The organism is uncultured Sulfitobacter sp., from assembly GCF_947500075.1.
Taxonomy (GTDB): Bacteria; Pseudomonadota; Alphaproteobacteria; order Rhodobacterales; family Rhodobacteraceae; genus Sulfitobacter.
The window spans coordinates 252,350-269,323 of record NZ_CANMQS010000006.1; the positions used below are offsets into that span (position 1 = coordinate 252,350).

17 protein-coding genes are annotated in these 16,974 nt (G+C 61.1%); 6 read left to right on the forward strand and 11 right to left on the reverse strand.

Going from position 1 to position 16,974, the window contains the following annotated elements; genetic code table 11:
• Nucleotides 1–74 precede the first annotated feature (74 nt).
• The 6 genes from Q1A91_RS18890 to Q1A91_RS18915 all read right to left on the reverse strand — a co-directional run bounded on the left by Q1A91_RS18890 (nucleotide 75) and on the right by Q1A91_RS18915 (nucleotide 7,581).
• On the reverse strand, nucleotides 75–929 hold the full coding sequence (locus Q1A91_RS18890) for an SDR family oxidoreductase (protein WP_299881289.1): 855 nt from the start codon (nucleotides 927–929) through the stop codon (nucleotides 75–77).
• A 45-nt stretch (nucleotides 930–974) separates the two neighbouring features.
• Entirely contained in the window at nucleotides 975–1,667 is a 693-nt protein-coding gene (locus tag Q1A91_RS18895; protein WP_299881292.1) for a YjbF family lipoprotein, read from the reverse strand.
• Nucleotides 1,664–3,865: a YjbH domain-containing protein gene (locus Q1A91_RS18900; RefSeq protein ID WP_299881295.1), complete on the reverse strand. Its 2,202-nt coding sequence runs from the start codon at nucleotides 3,863–3,865 to the stop codon at nucleotides 1,664–1,666. Before Q1A91_RS18900 ends, Q1A91_RS18895 begins: the two co-directional genes overlap by 4 nt.
• Nucleotides 3,866–3,998: 133 nt before the next feature.
• Nucleotides 3,999–5,894, reverse strand: a complete 1,896-nt coding sequence (locus tag Q1A91_RS18905; RefSeq protein ID WP_299881297.1) for a nucleoside-diphosphate sugar epimerase/dehydratase — start codon at nucleotides 5,892–5,894, stop codon at nucleotides 3,999–4,001.
• A gap of 173 nt (nucleotides 5,895–6,067) precedes the next feature.
• Entirely contained in the window at nucleotides 6,068–6,724 is a 657-nt protein-coding gene (locus tag Q1A91_RS18910; RefSeq protein WP_299881300.1) for a sugar transferase, read from the reverse strand.
• Nucleotides 6,721–7,581, reverse strand: a complete 861-nt coding sequence (locus Q1A91_RS18915; RefSeq protein WP_299881303.1) for an NAD(P)-dependent oxidoreductase — start codon at nucleotides 7,579–7,581, stop codon at nucleotides 6,721–6,723. Before Q1A91_RS18915 ends, Q1A91_RS18910 begins: the two co-directional genes overlap by 4 nt.
• Nucleotides 7,582–7,712: 131 nt before the next feature.
• On the opposite strand from Q1A91_RS18915, the gene Q1A91_RS18920 reads away from it, so the two are divergent.
• The gene (locus tag Q1A91_RS18920) at nucleotides 7,713–8,831 is read left to right on the forward strand and encodes a polysaccharide biosynthesis/export family protein (protein WP_299881306.1); all 1,119 of its coding nucleotides are present in this window, start codon (nucleotides 7,713–7,715) and stop codon (nucleotides 8,829–8,831) included.
• An 11-nt stretch (nucleotides 8,832–8,842) separates the two neighbouring features.
• Here the strand turns inward: Q1A91_RS18920 and Q1A91_RS18925 are convergent, their stop codons facing one another.
• From Q1A91_RS18925 to Q1A91_RS18940, 4 genes are all read right to left on the reverse strand, one after another.
• Nucleotides 8,843–9,598, reverse strand: a complete 756-nt coding sequence (locus tag Q1A91_RS18925; RefSeq protein ID WP_299881309.1) for a class II aldolase and adducin N-terminal domain-containing protein — start codon at nucleotides 9,596–9,598, stop codon at nucleotides 8,843–8,845.
• 354 nt (nucleotides 9,599–9,952) lie between these two features.
• Nucleotides 9,953–10,372, reverse strand: a complete 420-nt coding sequence (locus Q1A91_RS18930; RefSeq protein ID WP_299881312.1) for a VOC family protein — start codon at nucleotides 10,370–10,372, stop codon at nucleotides 9,953–9,955.
• A gap of 2 nt (nucleotides 10,373–10,374) precedes the next feature.
• On the reverse strand, nucleotides 10,375–10,602 hold the full coding sequence (locus tag Q1A91_RS18935) for a BrnA antitoxin family protein (protein WP_299881315.1): 228 nt from the start codon (nucleotides 10,600–10,602) through the stop codon (nucleotides 10,375–10,377).
• The gene (locus Q1A91_RS18940; protein WP_299881318.1) at nucleotides 10,583–10,855 is read right to left on the reverse strand and encodes a BrnT family toxin; all 273 of its coding nucleotides are present in this window, start codon (nucleotides 10,853–10,855) and stop codon (nucleotides 10,583–10,585) included. Before Q1A91_RS18940 ends, Q1A91_RS18935 begins: the two co-directional genes overlap by 20 nt.
• A 74-nt stretch (nucleotides 10,856–10,929) precedes the next feature.
• Here Q1A91_RS18940 and ade point away from each other — a divergent pair, with 74 nt between their 5' ends.
• The 5 genes from ade (at nucleotide 10,930) to Q1A91_RS18965 (ending at nucleotide 16,245) form a co-directional block, all read left to right on the forward strand.
• Complete coding sequence (gene ade / locus Q1A91_RS18945; RefSeq protein ID WP_299881322.1) at nucleotides 10,930–12,732, forward strand: adenine deaminase; 1,803 nt, start codon at nucleotides 10,930–10,932, stop codon at nucleotides 12,730–12,732.
• Complete coding sequence (locus Q1A91_RS18950; RefSeq protein ID WP_299881325.1) at nucleotides 12,729–14,195, forward strand: AMP nucleosidase; 1,467 nt, start codon at nucleotides 12,729–12,731, stop codon at nucleotides 14,193–14,195. Before ade ends, Q1A91_RS18950 begins: the two co-directional genes overlap by 4 nt.
• A 139-nt stretch (nucleotides 14,196–14,334) precedes the next feature.
• On the forward strand, nucleotides 14,335–14,625 hold the full coding sequence (locus tag Q1A91_RS18955; RefSeq protein ID WP_299881328.1) for an HU family DNA-binding protein: 291 nt from the start codon (nucleotides 14,335–14,337) through the stop codon (nucleotides 14,623–14,625).
• A gap of 67 nt (nucleotides 14,626–14,692) precedes the next feature.
• Complete coding sequence (locus Q1A91_RS18960; RefSeq protein WP_299881331.1) at nucleotides 14,693–15,313, forward strand: cysteine hydrolase; 621 nt, start codon at nucleotides 14,693–14,695, stop codon at nucleotides 15,311–15,313.
• 59 nt (nucleotides 15,314–15,372) lie between these two features.
• Complete coding sequence (locus Q1A91_RS18965) at nucleotides 15,373–16,245, forward strand: DMT family transporter (protein ID WP_299881334.1); 873 nt, start codon at nucleotides 15,373–15,375, stop codon at nucleotides 16,243–16,245.
• Nucleotides 16,246–16,328: 83 nt separating this feature from the next.
• Here Q1A91_RS18965 and Q1A91_RS18970 read toward each other — a convergent pair whose 3' ends face one another.
• The gene (locus tag Q1A91_RS18970) at nucleotides 16,329–16,970 is read right to left on the reverse strand and encodes a class I SAM-dependent methyltransferase (RefSeq protein WP_299881337.1); all 642 of its coding nucleotides are present in this window, start codon (nucleotides 16,968–16,970) and stop codon (nucleotides 16,329–16,331) included.
• Nucleotides 16,971–16,974 lie beyond the last annotated feature (4 nt).

Genomic DNA, 16,974 nt, shown 5'->3' on the forward strand with positions numbered 1-16,974 from the left:
GTCTGCCTCTGCCTGTTCGGGCCTATATGGCGGCAGGGTGACGCATGGACAAGATGCGCCGCGCGCTCAATGCCTCACGGGTCTTGGGCCAGCATCGCCGCCAGACCGCTGCGGTAGTCGGGATAGGCAGGTTTCCAGCCCAAATCGCGCTTTATCCGGTCGTTGCGCACCTTCTTGCTCTCCGCATAAAAACTACGCGCCATTGGAGACATCTCGGCCGTTTCGAAATCTTCCGCAGGCGGCAGTGGCAGACCCAACAGTTCAGCGGCATGGCCAATCACATCCTGTGGCGGGGCAGGATCATCATCACACAGGTTGTAGACAGCGCCCGGATCAGGCCGTGCAATGGACAGCTCCAACGCCTGAGCAATGTCCTCGACATGGATGCGGGAGAACACTTGGCCCTCCTTGATGATCCGCCGCGCGGTGCCCGCACGTACCTTGGCAAAGGGTCCCCGACCGGGTCCGTAGATCCCCGCCAGCCTGAAGATATGCAGCGGCAGATCCGGGATCGCCTGCCATGCCGATTCCGCTTCAACCCGCGCCTGTCCGCGCTTGGTGGCGGGTGTCAGCGCGGTTCCCTCATCCACCCAAGCGCCCTTGTGGTCGCCGTAAACACCCGTGGTCGACAGATAGCCCACCCAACGCAGCCTTGGCGCGGCGGATATGATTTGGTCTTCCAACTCCCTCAGCACCGGATCGCCATCGGCACCGGGCGCGGCGGACAGTAACACATGATCCACCTCCCCCAGCAACGGGGACACATCCGTGCCGGGCCAGACAACCGGTTCAACCCCTGTGGCGGCAATGCCCGCACATTTGTCTGCGCTGCGCGTGGTGCCGATGATGCGCCATCCCTGCGGCACAAGCCGCGCCGCCATGGCCCGTGCACTGAACCCATGTCCGAATGAAAGAAGTGTTCTGTTCATGGATGTTAGCCTGCCCGCCAGAGGGCAGCACAACAAGGGGGGAGATCAGTTTTTCAGCCGCTCAAACGCGATATATCCAAAACCCGGACTGACCCACTGACGCGACTTGCGCATCCGGCCGCTTGAAGTCTCTACCCAATACTCATTGGTAAAGGTCGTCCCGCCATAGGCACAGGTTTCCTGCATGCGGTACGTCGAGACGCGCTGATCCACAATCTGAATCGTGTCGCGTCCCATCTGGGTCATGTCACAGGCAAATTCCACGCGCTGCGCGGAGTCATTGCCCCGCGCGAGGGTGATCAGCCGCGCGCCGCCGCCCCCTTGACCGTCAAACCCTGCCAGTGTCGCCCCCGCCTGCGCAGAGCGCATGTCAGGCCCCAACCCCTTGGTGCCGACCAAAACACCATCGCGCAGGATAAACTGGATGTTGTCAGAGGACTGCCAGACTTCCACCACCCCCGGTCCATCGTCCCGGCGCTGCGCGATCAGGCGCAGAAAGTCCTGCAATCCGGTCCTGTCCGGGATCGCTTGCATGACCTGACCGGGCGTTTGATCCAACAATGCACGGGTCACGACAACCGGCTGCGGCGCAGGCTGCCCCCAGCTGTCATACACCGCCTTGGCCGAAGTGAAGAGCGTCGTCAGCGTGGAATCCTGCTTTTGCCCGCTGCCGCCTGAACAGGCGGCAAGCGCGAATGCTGCGCCGATCAGTGCAAAAACCGTCCTCCGGCGCATCATTCCCAAACCCTATCCCAGTTGTCCGTCACTGCGTTTCTGTGCCCTTGGCGCACCTGCTCATAAAGCCGCCCCGGCACGTCAAGCCGCGCACCACCATCGCGCTGAATGGGCCGGATCGTGGTCGACAATGTACGCTTGCCCGGCGTGCCAAGGAACCAATCCAGCGGCACGGTCAGGTTGATACCCTTGTCAAACGACCCTTCCCCGAAATCGGCAGATGACACATCCGTCAGTGTGAAGAACCCACCAACCCGCCAGCCGTTCTTGAACTCCCGCGTCAGCGTCACCGTGGCACCCAGATCACCCGCCAGATAGCGACCCACATCGACCTGCCCCAGATATCCCCTGCCAAATTCGTAATAGGCCGAAGCATGGCCAGTGGCCACGCTATAATCCTGAAATCCTAGACCGGAGAAGTCACGCTGCTGGACGTAGTTTGCTTCCGCACCCAGCGCCAGACGGCTGCCCACGGGTTTCCACAGCACCTCACCCGATACCCCGCCGAACATCCGCTCAAGATACCCGGCGGTGACACGCGCGTAGATGTCGTTCCCCGGTTTCCACTGGCGGCTGACATACAGAGTGTCGAGAACCGTATCACTGCCTCGCGCGTAGAGGATACTATCTGTCCGCACCCGCGGCAGCACGGAGTTGCTGGTCCGCGTCGAATCCGAAAACGTATCCACCAGACGGTGCTTCAGACGCCCGCCCAGTTCCCAGCCGGGCGCGGGACTGTAATTCAGTTCGAATTTGATGCCCCCTTCAAAGCGTACCGGCTCATCAGGATCAAAATAGTTCGGCTCAAGATAGGGCGCGATGGTCCAGGCATAGTCAGGGTAAAGCGTATCGCTGTAGACCGCGTTCTCCAGCATTGGCGCAGCTTCGCCAATGCCTGTGACAGCCAGCAGCGCATCGGCGGCCTGACTGTCAAATTCCAGCGCTTCCAGATCAGACCGCCGGATGGTCACCGCAGATTGGGCAAGCCCGTTGTGCATCGTCACCAGACGGAACGTCTCCACCGAGGCGGGCATGACCTGGGCCATGGCCCGCGCGGCGCGCCCCACCGCAACCGATGTCGCCCGGTAGCGCGTGTTCCGGAACCGCAGTTCCGCCCTGTTGGCACTGACCTGCAACGCTTCCAGCTTGAGCCCACTTGCCGCCAGAACCGGCGTCAGTTGATCCCGCAGGGTCAGCGGTGCCTGTGCACTTTCCGACCAATCAGTGCTCCACGCCTCCGGGGAGACAGCGCGATCAGGGCGCGGTTCAATCGGCCCGGTGGGCCGCACGCTCAACGGGGTCAGCGGCGCGTTGGGGTTCAGCTGGACCTGAACGTTCACACCAAACTCGGACCCATAAAGGTAATAGGCCCCCAGCCGTATCCGGTTGGAAAGCTGATACTCCGTGCCGAAATTCAGCCGGGATTTCCGAACAAGAACGCCATTGCCTGTTTCCGCGTCATAGGCGTCAGAGCTGTATTCCGCCTTCACGCCCCAGCGGTCGTTGATCTGCCATTCCACCCCGCCAAACGGGGCGGCGGGTCCACGAAACCACTGATCCACTGATGGGCTGCCACCGGTCCCGGCGGGATCGAATGCCGGGCGCGTGCCGCCAAACGGCGTGCCAATCGCACCCGATGACGCCAGCCGACCCCAACCGAGGCCAGCGGTCACCTTGACCCGGCCGGGCAGCCGCGCACCCCCCTCGAAGGTCTTGGTCGCCACCACATATTCACCCGCGTAAATGCCTGTCCCGGCGAAATCCTGAAGGCCAACAGTCACCGCAGGCAGGGTCCGCCGCTCTTTCAGAACCTGATAGTGCAGATCAAAGCTGCGGTCGCGGTAGGTGTCAAAGCCGTTGGCGTTCCAGTCCTGAATACCCACGTAGCGGAAACTGGCAGACAACCGCGGTGTCGCCTGAAAGGTCAGTGTTGTCCGGGTGGTGCCGCCGAAGTGCGACACGCCAATGGCAAAGGTGCCATCCGGCAGGGACTCCGCCGTTGGCATATCCACAAGGCCCGGAGACCCGTAGAAATTCAATGTCGGGCGGTCCGGCACATCAAAGATGTCCGCATCCTGCGCGCTGGCTTGCGTCGCACAGACAACGGCAAAAACCGTGCCAATTACACGGATCTTCCGGACCTCTCCGGTCACGATACGGGTTGGTTTGATCACCTGCTGCACGGCTCCGCCCTTTGCCATTCGGCATTCTTGCATCAGGTGTGCACCCGAAGCACGCGAAAAATCAACACCTGCACACCTTCAGGATCAAGAACAGACCCGCGCCGCGACATTCATACCGCAGTGGCCCTACCAGGTCCGGCATAACACCCGCTCAGGACAGCTTTCGCTCCAGATCCTCACCGATCGACATCTGTCCGAACCCTTCAACCCAACTCATGATCACGGCGCGTGCCATTTCTTCGCTGCTGGCAACCATCGCTTCACGCAGCCGCCGCAGCGCGCGGGCCACTTCCATCTCCGAAAGCCCCTCTTCGCGGGTGGCAAAAATCTTGGGATTGCTGGTACTGACCAATTCCCCGGACAGGGACAGCTCTTCGCTCATCTTTTCGCCAGGGCGCAGGCCGGTGAAGGCAATCTCGATATCGCCATTGGGGTTGTCATCATCGCGCAGGGTATATCCCGCACTCTCGATCACTTGTTTGGCCAGTTGATAGATCGGCACCGGCTTGCCCATATCAAGAACAAACACCTCACCACCTTCGGCCATGGCGCCCGCTTGCAGAACCAGCCGCACCGCTTCCTGCACTGTCATGAAGTACCGCTCAACCGCTGGATCGGTCACCGTCAATGGCCCGCCCCGGCGCAGCTGATCCTGAAAGAGCGGCACCACCGACCCCGATGACCCCAACACATTGCCGAACCGCACCATGGAGAAGATCGTCCCCCCCTGCGCACCGCGCTTGAGTGCCAGATCCTGAATGACCAGTTCCGCAAGCCGCTTGGAGGCCCCCATCACATTCGTCGGTCGCACCGCCTTGTCGGATGAAATCAGAATGAACCGTTCAACCCCGGCCTGTAGCGCCTGTTCGGCGAGCGTCTGGGTGCCAAAGACGTTGTTGACCAGCCCTGCCAGCGGATTGGCTTCGACCAGTGGTACGTGTTTGTAGGCGGCGGCGTGCAGAATGATATCAACCTGATGCTCCATCAGAACCTTCCGCACCTGACGCGAATCCGTGATGGAGCCCAGCACCGGCACAATCTCAATCGACGATCCGTCCGTGACCTGCCGCAGTTCCATGTCCGCGTTGTACAACGCAAGCTCGCTCAGTTCGAACAGGACCAGTTTCGTCGGACGGCAATCCAGAACCTGACGGCTTAGTTCCGACCCGATCGACCCGCCAGCGCCAGACACCAGAACGACCTTTTCGGCGTAACAGGCCAACTCCTCGCTCAGCCCCTGATCTACTTCGTCGCGGTTCAGGAAACTATGGGCATTCAGCGGCTTGAACTTGTCCAACAGCTCCTCTTCGCCAATCAACTGGGCAAAGGACGGCAGTGCCTGAACTTCCAGCCCCATTTCCTCCAGCCGCCGGGCAATCTGCGCCTGTTTCGGCAGGTTCAGCGATGGAATGGCCAGCAACACCCGGTCAATCTGCTTTTCCTCGACAACTTCGGAAATCCGCAACGGGTTGTAGACAGGCAGCCCCGACACGCTCAACCCCTGGATCGCCGCGTTGTCATCGACAAAGGCCACCGGCTCGATACTCTCATGCCGCCGCAGGGCCGAGACGATCTGCGTGCCCGTCGTCCCCGCCCCATAGATCAGCACGCGACAGCGCGACGACGACCGACGGTAGATGGCCAAAACCACCTGCAACATCACCGTGCGGGTGATGACAACCATCGAAAAGAACGCCGCGCCAAAGACAACATGCACCGATGCCGGCAGGTCGATCCCGACAATCAGCGCCACCATCATCGACGTGGTCACAAGACACAGCGCAAACAGCCCCGTCACCCCGATGGCCGCCCCTTCATAGGAATTCAGCTGCGTCGTGCAGACGCCCAACCACATGGACACACCCGCCCCAACGATCAGAACGTAAGGCAGGACCGTCATGTAATCGATCAAATGCGGAAGAACGCCCCCCTCAAGCCCCTGTGCCGACAGGGCGAAGACCACCGCAAGCACAATGAGGACAGAGTCCAGCAAAAGCATGATGGCGCGTTTTTGACGCTTCGAAAGCGATTTGAGGATGTTTAACATGATCGACTGGAAACCTTTAAAAACGTGCCACCTGAAACTGACGTGGGACGCTTGTGCGGCGATAAACGATCCTACCGCTTCGACCATCCCCCGAGAGTCGTATCAAAACTCTTAAAAATTACGCCATCTGCTACGACTACTTCAAACCTCTTTCGTCATATGCCTCTGATTCCTCAACCTGTGGGTGAAGAATCGGGTGAATTGGGCGGTTTTTGGCCTGCGCGTCGGCGAAAAAGGTTCCCAATTGTCTGAAACACTAAATCAAAATCGTAACACGTAGACTGATTCCGTTGATAGATCAGATCAAGCCGCGCCTTTCTGGGCACACAGATTCGGGTGTAGATCCGATCCGTTTCCTCCGGTGTGCGGCATCGCGCCAGCAATCGGTCTTCGTGCTTGTGGAACCGGATTGTCGCCAGTCCCGTCACACCCGGCCGCGATTTCAGCACATCCGCGTACAGATCCGGAAACCGCTCCACATACTCGCGCAAGGGTGGGCGCGGGCCGACAAAGCTCAAATCGCCCCGCAGAATGTTCCAAAGCTGCGGAAACTCATCCAGCCGCTTGGCGCGCAACCATGCGCCTGTCTCCGTAATCCGGTCGGTCTTGTCCCCACCCGAAACCCCGCGATCAGCCGCAGCCGTCTTCATCGTGCGCAGTTTCCACAGTTTGAAGGGCACATCAGGCGCTTTCATCCGCTCGGCCACATAGAACAACGGCCGACCTTCCTTGATCAGCAACCAGATCAGCAACCAGATCAGCACCGGACCCAGAATGACCACCAACAGGCTTGCGAAAAACAAATCAAAGATCCGTTTGCGCCATGTCATCGCTCTTTGCCCTCAAACAGCCGCCACTCAGCGACCAACCCCGCCGGTGTCGCCTTCCGCAAAGAGGCATAGCGCGACAGCAATCGGGTAGAAAGCGAAACCTCCGCGATCACGCCCTCCGGCGCGGGCCGCGCCTTCCAGGGCAATTGCGCGGCATCCAAAAGGGCGCCCATCTCGATCATACCGGGCTGTGCGATGTTCAGAACGGCCGGGACATCCGCCCGTGTCGCCAGATCCTGAAGCACGCAGGTGAGGCTCTGCAAGCCAATGTAGCTGCGCGCAGGGGTACAGCCGCTTGGCAATTGATCAACCGCCATTTCCGCGTGCCATCCCCCAAGGATCGCATCAACACCCGCCACGTTCCCGATCCGCAGGACCGTCACAGGCTGGCCAAGCTTCTTGCCCAGCGCCAGACCCGCCTGCTCCATCTCACATTTTGCATGGCCATAGGCCGTGAGCGGGGCCAGAACCGCAGCCTCCGCCAGATCCCCGCTTTGACGTCCGTAAACCGCAGCCGATGACGCCAGAAAAACCCGGCCCGCCCCCGCCAGATGCGCCGCTTCAATCGCAGCCAGTGCAAGATCAACGTTGTCAGACATGGCCGCCCCCGCCAGAACGGCGGCATCAGTCACCCCTGCCATGCAAAGGACCGCCCCCTGACCGACAAGCACATCACGCAGCCCAGCCGCATCCGCGCGCATATCAACCCGGTGCACACCCGGACCGGCCTTGCGCGCAACGCGCACCAGCGCGTCACCGGACCAGAACGCGCCAATCGCCTGCCCAAGACGACCATTGGCGCCAAGCAACACTGTGCTGCGATTTTCCGCCACCTTGTCCGAAACGATTGACGTCATACCCGTTGCCAGTATCTTGCGCAGCAGAAAATGCCAACCTGCGCGGGCGCGAATACCCGTCAATGGATTGAAATAAATAAGTAATTTTCGCCCCATCCACAGGCGGCGCGCAACACAGATCGGCAGTCTCAATGGCTTTGTCTCTCAAACATCTACTCTGGATCACGCTCAGCCTCGCCCTGGCGGCCTGTGGCAACCTGCCCCGTGGTGCCGCGGTCGAGAAAGAGATCCTGGCCTCCGCCGATGATCCCGAGCCCGATATCGCCGTCTACCCGGTCACCCGCGCTTTCCTGCCCAGCGTCGCCAAATGGCCCCGCAACGGGTCACGCTCCTACAGCTGGATCGGTCACAGCCACGGCTCAACGGCCCAGGTGATCCGTCCCGGCGACAGCCTCAGCCTGATGATCTGGGATTCGGGTGAGAATTCCCTGCTCACCAGCCCCGAACAGCGTGTCGCTGACCTGCCCAACATGCGTGTCACCTCCGCTGGTACGATCTTTGTGCCCTATGTGGGCAAAGTGCAGGTCTCTGGCCGCACACCTGACAGCGCCCGCCAACTGGTGCAGCGCCGACTGGAAGAGATCGTCCCCTCCGCCCAGGTGCAACTGTCTATGGCCGAAGGGCGGGGCAACTCCATCGATCTGGTCGGCGGCGTGAATACCCCCGGCAACATCGTGATGCCGGATCAGGATTTCTCCGTCCTCGCCGCGATTTCGGCGGGCGGCGGTGTCGATCCTTCGATGGACAATCCACAGGTCAAACTGGTGCGCGGACATAATATTTACGCGACATCCGTCAGCGATCTGTATGACAACCCCCGGCTCGACACGCGCCTGCACGGCGGTGACAAGGTCATTGTCGAAAATGACCGCCGCTACTTCCTGTCCCTTGGTGCGGCAGGACGCGAGGCGCAGCATCCCTTCAACCGCAATGACGTCTCTGCTCTGGATGCACTGGCGATCATTGGCGGCGTCAACGACAGCCGTGCCGATCCCGAAGGCATCCTGATCCTGCGTGAATACCCCGCCAGCGCCGTCAGTGCCGGCACCCGCGGGCCGCGCAACACCCGCGTGGTCTTCACCATTGATCTGACGACATCCGACGGCCTGTTCTCCGCCCGGAACTTCCATATCCAGTCCGGAGATCTGGTGCTTGCTACAGAAACACCTCTGACAGACACCCGCACAATCCTGTCCCTGATCGGATCGGGCTTCGGGCTTCTGGGCGCAGCAACAAGCGTGTCTGACTGATCAGCCGTCTGCTATTGCGCGTAATCTGACCCTTCGGCGTCCAGCAGAGCCTTCAGTTCTGCCAGATGCCGCGCGTCCTGCTCTGGATATTCCTCCAGTTCCCGCGCGGTCTTCTCCGCAATCTCATCCGAGATGCGCCTGAGCGGCATACCCGTCTGCAACGCCCTGATGTAGGTCTCCGCCGCCCGCTCGAAATAATAGAGCCTGTTAAAGGTATCCGCGACCGTGTCGCCAATCACCAGCACCCCATGGCTGCCCATGACCATCACCTTCTGCTTTGGATCGGTCAGCAGTGCCGCACAGCGCGCGCCCTCATCCTCAAACGCCAGCCCGCCGTAATCCTCATCAATCACCACACGGTTGAAGAAGGTACAGCAGTTCTGATCAATCGGCGGCAGGCGGCTGTCCTGCAAACAGGCCAGCACCGTCGCGTGGATCGAATGCACATGCATCACGCAGCGTGCGTGCGGACAGGCGCGATGCACCCCGCCATGCAGCCCCCAGGCGGTAGGGTCCGGCGCATTCGGCCCTTCCAGCGTGGCAGGATCATTGGCGTCGATCATCAGCATCTCGCTGGCCTTGATCCGCGCGAAATGCGCCTGATTGGGGTTCATCAGGAACTGCGTGCCATCGTCATTCACCGCCAGAGAGAAATGGTTCGCCACCCCCTCATGCATATTCAGCCGCGCCGTCCAGCGAAAGGCCGCAGCCAGATCGACCCGCTCCTGCCAGTGGTTCATGTTGGATTTCATTTGCGTGACGGTCATGGTGGGGCTCCTGCGACTCTCGATTTAGCCTGCACCACACATCGCGCGCCCGCTACCCAAAAAGCTACTGTTAGCGTCCTCACTCTACCATTTGGGTACAAGAGAAATTGAGAAACCAGGTTCCAGCTAAGCCATATGGCCCGGAGTAGGCTATGTCAGACGATGGCTGTTCGCAAAAGCGCGCAGCTTTCCGTAACATACGCGCCTTCGGCACAGCGTCATTGTTTGCGTACCAAAATGTTTGAGCGACAAATTGGGGCGTCGGTACGCGATCAAAGGGTCGCTCCGCTGGAACGACCGATACGCCGCAGCCCGCAACGGCACAAATGATCAATGATGTAATAAGCAAACGTTTCACAAAGCCCGGCTCACCACCCAGGCATAGCCATTCTCACACAGAATATACGCCTCCCTTAACCCATGCGGCTTGTCCGTCGCTTCCTGCAAGATCGTCCCGCCCAGCGCCTCCGCCCGTGCGCAGGTCTCATCGGGGTCGGTATCATACAACCTGATCTCGATCCCTGCCCCCCTCGGCGGGCTTTCGGGCAGCAGCCCCAGCAACGGGTTCGAATGATATGTCCCGTCCACATGCAGCTGAAAAACGTCCTCACCATAGGTCATGATGGCGAAATCCTCCGTTGGCTGAAACGCCTTCATGCCAAACAGCCCCTCCAGAAACGCCACCTGCCGCCCCACATCGCGCACCAGCAGGTTCAAACCGATCCCGCGCAAACTCGCGCCGAAATCCTCGGCTGAGACATCATTGTAATCCACGCCTACAACCCCAACGCCTTGCGCAGCAGGCGATTGGCCTCAGCGCTCATCACACCGCGTTCTTTCAGCGCCTCCACGACAGCAGGATCCAACATCAGATTGACCCGCTTCTTGCGCGCATCCTGCGGCAGCGGCGGGCGGCCCCGGCGGGCGTGTTTCAGGTCCTCTGCTGTAATCTCACGCACCTCTCCGTCTGCATCGATCAGCGGTTCACGCTTCAAAGCTGTCATAGACTTTCCTTTCTCGACTGTTCGCCTTGCGCATGGAAATCACCCGCACAGCGTCCTCTCTCATTGTAAAGGCGACAACGATCAAACGCCCTTTCAAAATCCCCATCATGGTTTCCCGCCGCTCCCCATAGTCACGGCGCGTGTCCGGGATGAAGATGGCCCCCTCCCAATCCACCAATCCCACATCCGCAAAATCCAACCCACGCTCCCGCAGCGTCCTTTGCCGTTTGTCCTCATCCCACTCGATCTTCATATAATAAACATACACATGTTAAATCAAGAGCCAACCCCGCTTGAACCCGCCCCAACCCTGTGAAACACTACGCCATGACGCAAGACACTTTCCCCTCATGGCCCGATGTGGCCGCTCAATTGGTCAACACCGCCGCAGGCCGTGCGCCTGCTGATACGATCATCACTGGCGGCATCTGGGTCAACGTTCACACCCGCGAAATCCTGCCCGCCCATGACATTGCCATCACCGCCGGCCGCATCGCTTTTGTCGGCCCGTCAGCGGATCATTGCCGTGGCCCCGACACGCAAATCATCGACGCCCGCGACCGCTACATGATCCCCGGCTTGTGCGACGGGCACATGCACATCGAGAGCGGCATGCTCACCCCCGCCGAATTCGCCCGCGCGGTGATCCCTCATGGCACGACCTCCATGTTCACAGACCCGCACGAAATCGCCAATGTGCTGGGTTTGGAAGGCGTCCGCATGATGCACGACGAAGCGCTGATGCAGCCCATCAACATATTCACCCAGATGCCGTCCTGCGCCCCCTCCGCACCGGGGATGGAAACAACAGGGTTTGAGATCACCGCCGAAGACGTGGCAGAGGCCATGTCATGGCCCGGCATCATCGGGCTGGGGGAGATGATGAACTTCCCCGGTGTCAGCAACGCGGATCCGCAAATGCTCGCCGAAATGGCCGCCACCCAACAGGCAGGTAAGACCGTCGGCGGCCACTACGCCTCCCCCGACCTCGGCCCCGCCTTTGCTGCCTATGTCGCGGGCGGCCCTGCCGATGATCACGAAGGCACCTGCGAAGAAGACGCCATCGCACGCATGCGCCAAGGCATGCGGTCGATGATCCGCCTCGGCTCCGCCTGGTACGACGTCGAATCCCAGATCACCGCGATCACGGAACGCGGCCTCGACCCGCGCAACATGATCCTGTGCACGGATGATTGTCACTCCGGCACGCTGGTGAACGACGGCCACATGAACCGCGTCGTGCGCCATGCCATCGCCTGCGGCTGTGACCCGCTCATCGCTTTGCAGATGGCCACGATCAACACCGCAACGCACTTCGGGCTGGAGCGGGAAATCGGCTCCCTCACCCCCGGCCGCCGCGCCGATGTGATTCTGACCTCCGACCTCAAGACCCTTCCCATCGACACCGTCATGGCCCGTGGCAAAATCGTCGCGCAAAACGGCACCTGCCTCGCAGAATGCCCCCACTACGACTGGCCCAAACACGCGCGCCAGACCGTCAACATGGCCCGCGACCTCTCTGCCTCAGACTTCAACATCCCGGCGCCCGCTGGTGCCAACGCCGTCTCCGCCAATGTCATCGGCGTGGTCGAAAACCAAGCCCCCACCCGCGCGCTGAAATTCGAACTTCCCGTCACCGAAGGCCGTGTGCAAGCCACCGGCGACGTTGCCCAAATCGCCCTTGTCGAACGCCACCGCGCCACGGGCGGCGTGGTCAACGCCTTCGTCTCCGGCTTTGGCTACGAAGGCGACATGGCCATGGCTTCCACCGTCGCCCACGACAGCCACCATATGATCGTCGTCGGCACAAACGCCGATCACATGGCCCTCGCCGCCAACCACCTGCGCGGGCTTGGCGGGGGCATCACCCTCTTCAAAGACGGCACCGAACTGGCCACCATCGACCTGCCCATCGCAGGCCTGATGTCGGATAGCCCCGCCGCCTCCGTCGCCGCCAAGACCGACCAGATGATGCAAGCCATGCGGGACTGCGGCTGCACCCTCAACAACGCCTACATGCAGCACTCCCTGCTGGCGCTTGTGGTCATCCCCGAACTGCGCATCTCCGACCTCGGCCTTGTCGATGTCCGCACCTTTGATTTCATAGACGTGATTGAACCCCTCGCATGACCCGAATTCAGACCCCAGACACCCCCGCCGCGGAAATCTTCAACGATGCCACGGCCGCCGTCGACCGGCTCACCGAACTCTACACACAAGCCACCAGCTTCCTGCGCGACGCCTTTGCCGAAGCGCTTGTCTCCCCACCAACCGACATCCGCCAGCGCGCCTTCTACCCCGAAGTGCGCTTCCAGACCTCCAGCTATGCCCAGGTCGACAGCCGCCTCAGCTTCGGCCATGTCTCTTCTCCCGGCACCTTCGCCGCGACGATCACCCGGCCCGACCTCTTCCGGCACTACCTGATCCAGCAGATCGGGCTGCTCATCGAAAACCACGGCCAGCCTGTGACCATCGGCCCCTCCGCCACGCCGATCCCGCTGCACTTTGCCATGACCGGCGATTCCGCCGCCGCCAGTATCCCGCAGGACGGTGCGGCCGATTTCACCCTGCGCGACATCTTCGATGTGCCGGACCTGTCGACCACCAATGACGATATCGTCAACGGCACCTACACCCCCGTCGATGACATCCGCCCCCTCGCGCCCTTCACGGCACAGCGCGTGGACTACTCCCTGGCGCGCCTCTCGCACTACACCGCAACAGATGCCGAACACTTCCAGTGCCATGTCCTCTTCACCAACTACCAGTTCTACGTGACCGAGTTTGAGGAATACGCCCGCACCCAACTCAATGACCCCAACAGCGGCTACACCTCCTTTGTCTCCACCGGCAACGTGGAGATCACGTCTGGCGATACCCCGATCCCGCCAACGCCAAAGATGCCGCAAATGCCAACCTACCACCTCAAACGAGCGGACGGCTCTGGCATCACGCTGGTCAACATCGGCGTGGGTCCTTCCAACGCCAAAACCGCCACCGACCACATCGCCGTCCTGCGCCCCCATGCCTGGCTGATGGTGGGTCACTGCGCAGGCCTGCGCAATTCACAGGCCCTGGGGGACTTCGTCCTCGCCCACGCCTACCTGCGCGAAGACCACGTGCTGGATGATGACCTGCCGGTGTGGACCCCGATCCCCGCGCTCGCCGAAATCCAGATCGCGCTGGAAACCGCCGTTGCTGACGTCACCCAACTCGAAGGGTATGAGCTCAAACGCATCATGCGCACCGGCACCGTCGCCACCATCGACAACCGCAACTGGGAACTGCGCGACCAATCGGGTCCTGTGCAACGCCTCAGCCAATCCCGCTCCGTCGCGCTCGACATGGAAAGCGCCACAATCGCCGCCAACGGCTACCGCTTCCGCGTCCCCTACGGCACGCTCCTGTGTGTCTCTGACAAGCCGCTGCACGGCGAACTCAAGCTCCCCGGCATGGCCACAGACTTCTACACAACACAGGTTTCCCGCCATTTGATGATTGGAATCCGCGCCATGGAGCTCTTGCGCAGCACGCCTTTGGAACGTATCCACAGCCGGAAATTACGCTCTTTTGACGAAACGGCCTTCCTCTGAAGGGGTCAAACAGCGAAAAACCCCTAAAAAACTGCCAAAAACCGCATATTCTGCGCCACTATTCGTTGTGTTCCACCACAACATACCGCTACATTCCGCCCATGAGGCCCTAAACCGGGCGGTCTAAGGAGATAACAACATGGCAACCAAACCAATGACAAAGACTCAGCTCGTCGCCGCACTGGCAGATGAAATGGGCACAGACAAGAAATCCGCAGGCGGCGCGCTCGAAGCGGTCTGCAATCTGATCACACGCGAAGTGTCCGGCGGCGGCGCCGTCACACTCCCCGGCGTTGGCAAGATCTACTGCCGTGAACGTCCAGAACGTATGGTCCGCAACCCTGCAACGGGTGAGCAGTTCAAGAAAGACGCCGACAAGGTGGTCAAGATGACCATCGCGAAGGCCCTCAAGGACAGCGTGAACGGCTAAGCCGTCCGCACTTGATCGAACCGGAAAGGGTCGCCTGCGGGCGGCCCTTTTTCGTAAAGGACATCCCATGACCACGTCCCAAAAGCGCAATCTGATCGAAGGCCGCGCCGCCCTGATCGTCATCGACATCCAGGCCAGCACCTTCATCGACCACAGTGACAACCGCGCCATTCCCAACATGCCCGACTATGCCGCCCGCATGTTGCTGGCCCGGCAAGCCATCGACACCGCCCGCGCCAACGGCATCCCGGTCATCTTCGTGCAGGAAGTCCACCACCCTTCCCTCGTCGACTTTGGTCGCGAGCTGGACGGAGAGGAGGACATTCACTGCCTCGAAGACGCCCCCGGCACCGCCATCGCCGCCGAACAGATGGATTTCCGGCCCGATGACTACCTCATTCGCAAACGCCGCTATTCGGCCTTCTTCGGCACCGATCTTGAGATCCTGCTCAAAGGCCTGAAAGTCGACACGCTGATCCTGGTCGGCGGTCTCACAGATGTCTGCGTGCACTACACCTTCGTGGACGGCCATCAACATGACTACTTCTGCCGGGTGATCGAAGACTGTGTCGCAGGCGGCAGCAACGCGGCGCATGACGCCGCACTCAAAGCCATGGAATACCTCCAGACCGGCGCTATCCGCTCCTTGCCCGATGTCCTGAACGCAATGGAAAACAGCGCAGGCTAATCCCTTGCCTCTTCCGCCCCGGTGCGAAAAGGTCCGGGCAAACAACACGAGCAGTCTCCATGGATTTCCGCGCAATACTGATGGGCATCGCATTCGCGATCATGTGGTCCTCCGCCTTTACCTCGGCGCGGATCATCGTTGCCGATGCCTCCCCGCTGCTGGCACTCTCCGCACGCTACCTTGTCTCCGGCCTGCTGGGCGTTGGCATCGCGCTGGCACTGGGGCAAAGCTGGCGGCTGACGCCCGCGCAATGGCGCGCGACAATCATCTTCGGCATCCTGCAAAACGCAGTCTATCTGGGCTTCAACTTCGTGGCGATGCAAACCGTGCAGGCCTCCATGGCCTCCATCATCGCCTCCACCATGCCCTTGTTGGTGGCCTTCGCCAGCTGGGTGATCTTCCGGGAGAAACTCAGACCGCTGGCCATCGCCGGACTGATCGCTGGCCTGATCGGCGTTACCCTGATCATGGCCGCCCGCATCAGCGGCGGTGTGGACCTCACGGGCGTGTTCTACTGCCTTATCGGCCTCCTCGCCCTGACCGCCGCCACACTCATGGTGCGCGGTGCCACGTCAGGGGGCAACTTCCTGATGGTTGTCGGCCTGCAAATGTTCGCCGGATTTGTGGTGCTGGCCATCGCAACCGCCATACTGGAAACCCCCCGCATCAACCCGACGCTCTCCCTGGCCCTCGCCTTCGCCTACACCTGCCTCGTGCCGGGCCTGCTGGCGACGTTCGTCTGGTTCTGGCTGGTCAACCGCGTCGGTGCCACCCGCGCAGCCACCTTCCACTTTATCAACCCCTTCTTCGGCGTCGCCATCGCTGCCCTGCTCCTGTCAGAACCACTCGGCAGCCGCGACATCCTCGGCGTGACCATCATCGCCCTCGGCATCCTCGCCGTGCAACTTTCCCGACAAAAGAAGCGCACCTAACCTCACGCCCCCTCTTTTCTCCATAAATATCCCGGGGTCCGGGGCTGGCCCCGAAAGGCACAACACAAGCAAATCGCAGACCGTCAACTGATATCACGCACCCGAAACACCAAAACCCGCGCTTTGTCCTGCGCATGCGCCGGATCCGCCCCCGCGCCATAGATATCGACAATCTCATGGCGCAGCCCGGTGATGCGCCCGCCCAGCGCTGCCATCTTCGCCGCAAACCCCTGCCCTTCGTAATGCGCATCATTCACCGACAACACAAACAAGGCCCCCGGTGCTGCAACCGCCAGCAGCGGATCAATCGCATCCGGCCCCAAATGCCCATGGGTAAATGTCCCTGAGGAGATCACCGCGTCATACGCACCCGCAGGCAGCTCCAGCCCCGCCGTCAGATCCCCCTCAAAACAGTCTCTATACAGCCGTTTCTCCCGCGCCATCGCCAGCATCTCCGCCGAGATGTCGAGCGCATCAATCACCAGCCCAGATCCCAAAGCCTCCGCCACCAATCCGGTCCCCGCACCCACATCCAGCACCGGCCCCTTGCCCGCATAACAGCGCGCAAAAACCCCTGCCACCTGCTGCGGCAGGATGTAGTCCATCTGAACCGCAAAACCGCTGTCATAGGTATCGGCCCAATCGGCATAGAGCCTGACATTGTCCTCCGGCGTCTCCAGCGCATAGGCCGCATCAAGATCGGGTCCGTCTTTCTTCTCCGCCATCCGC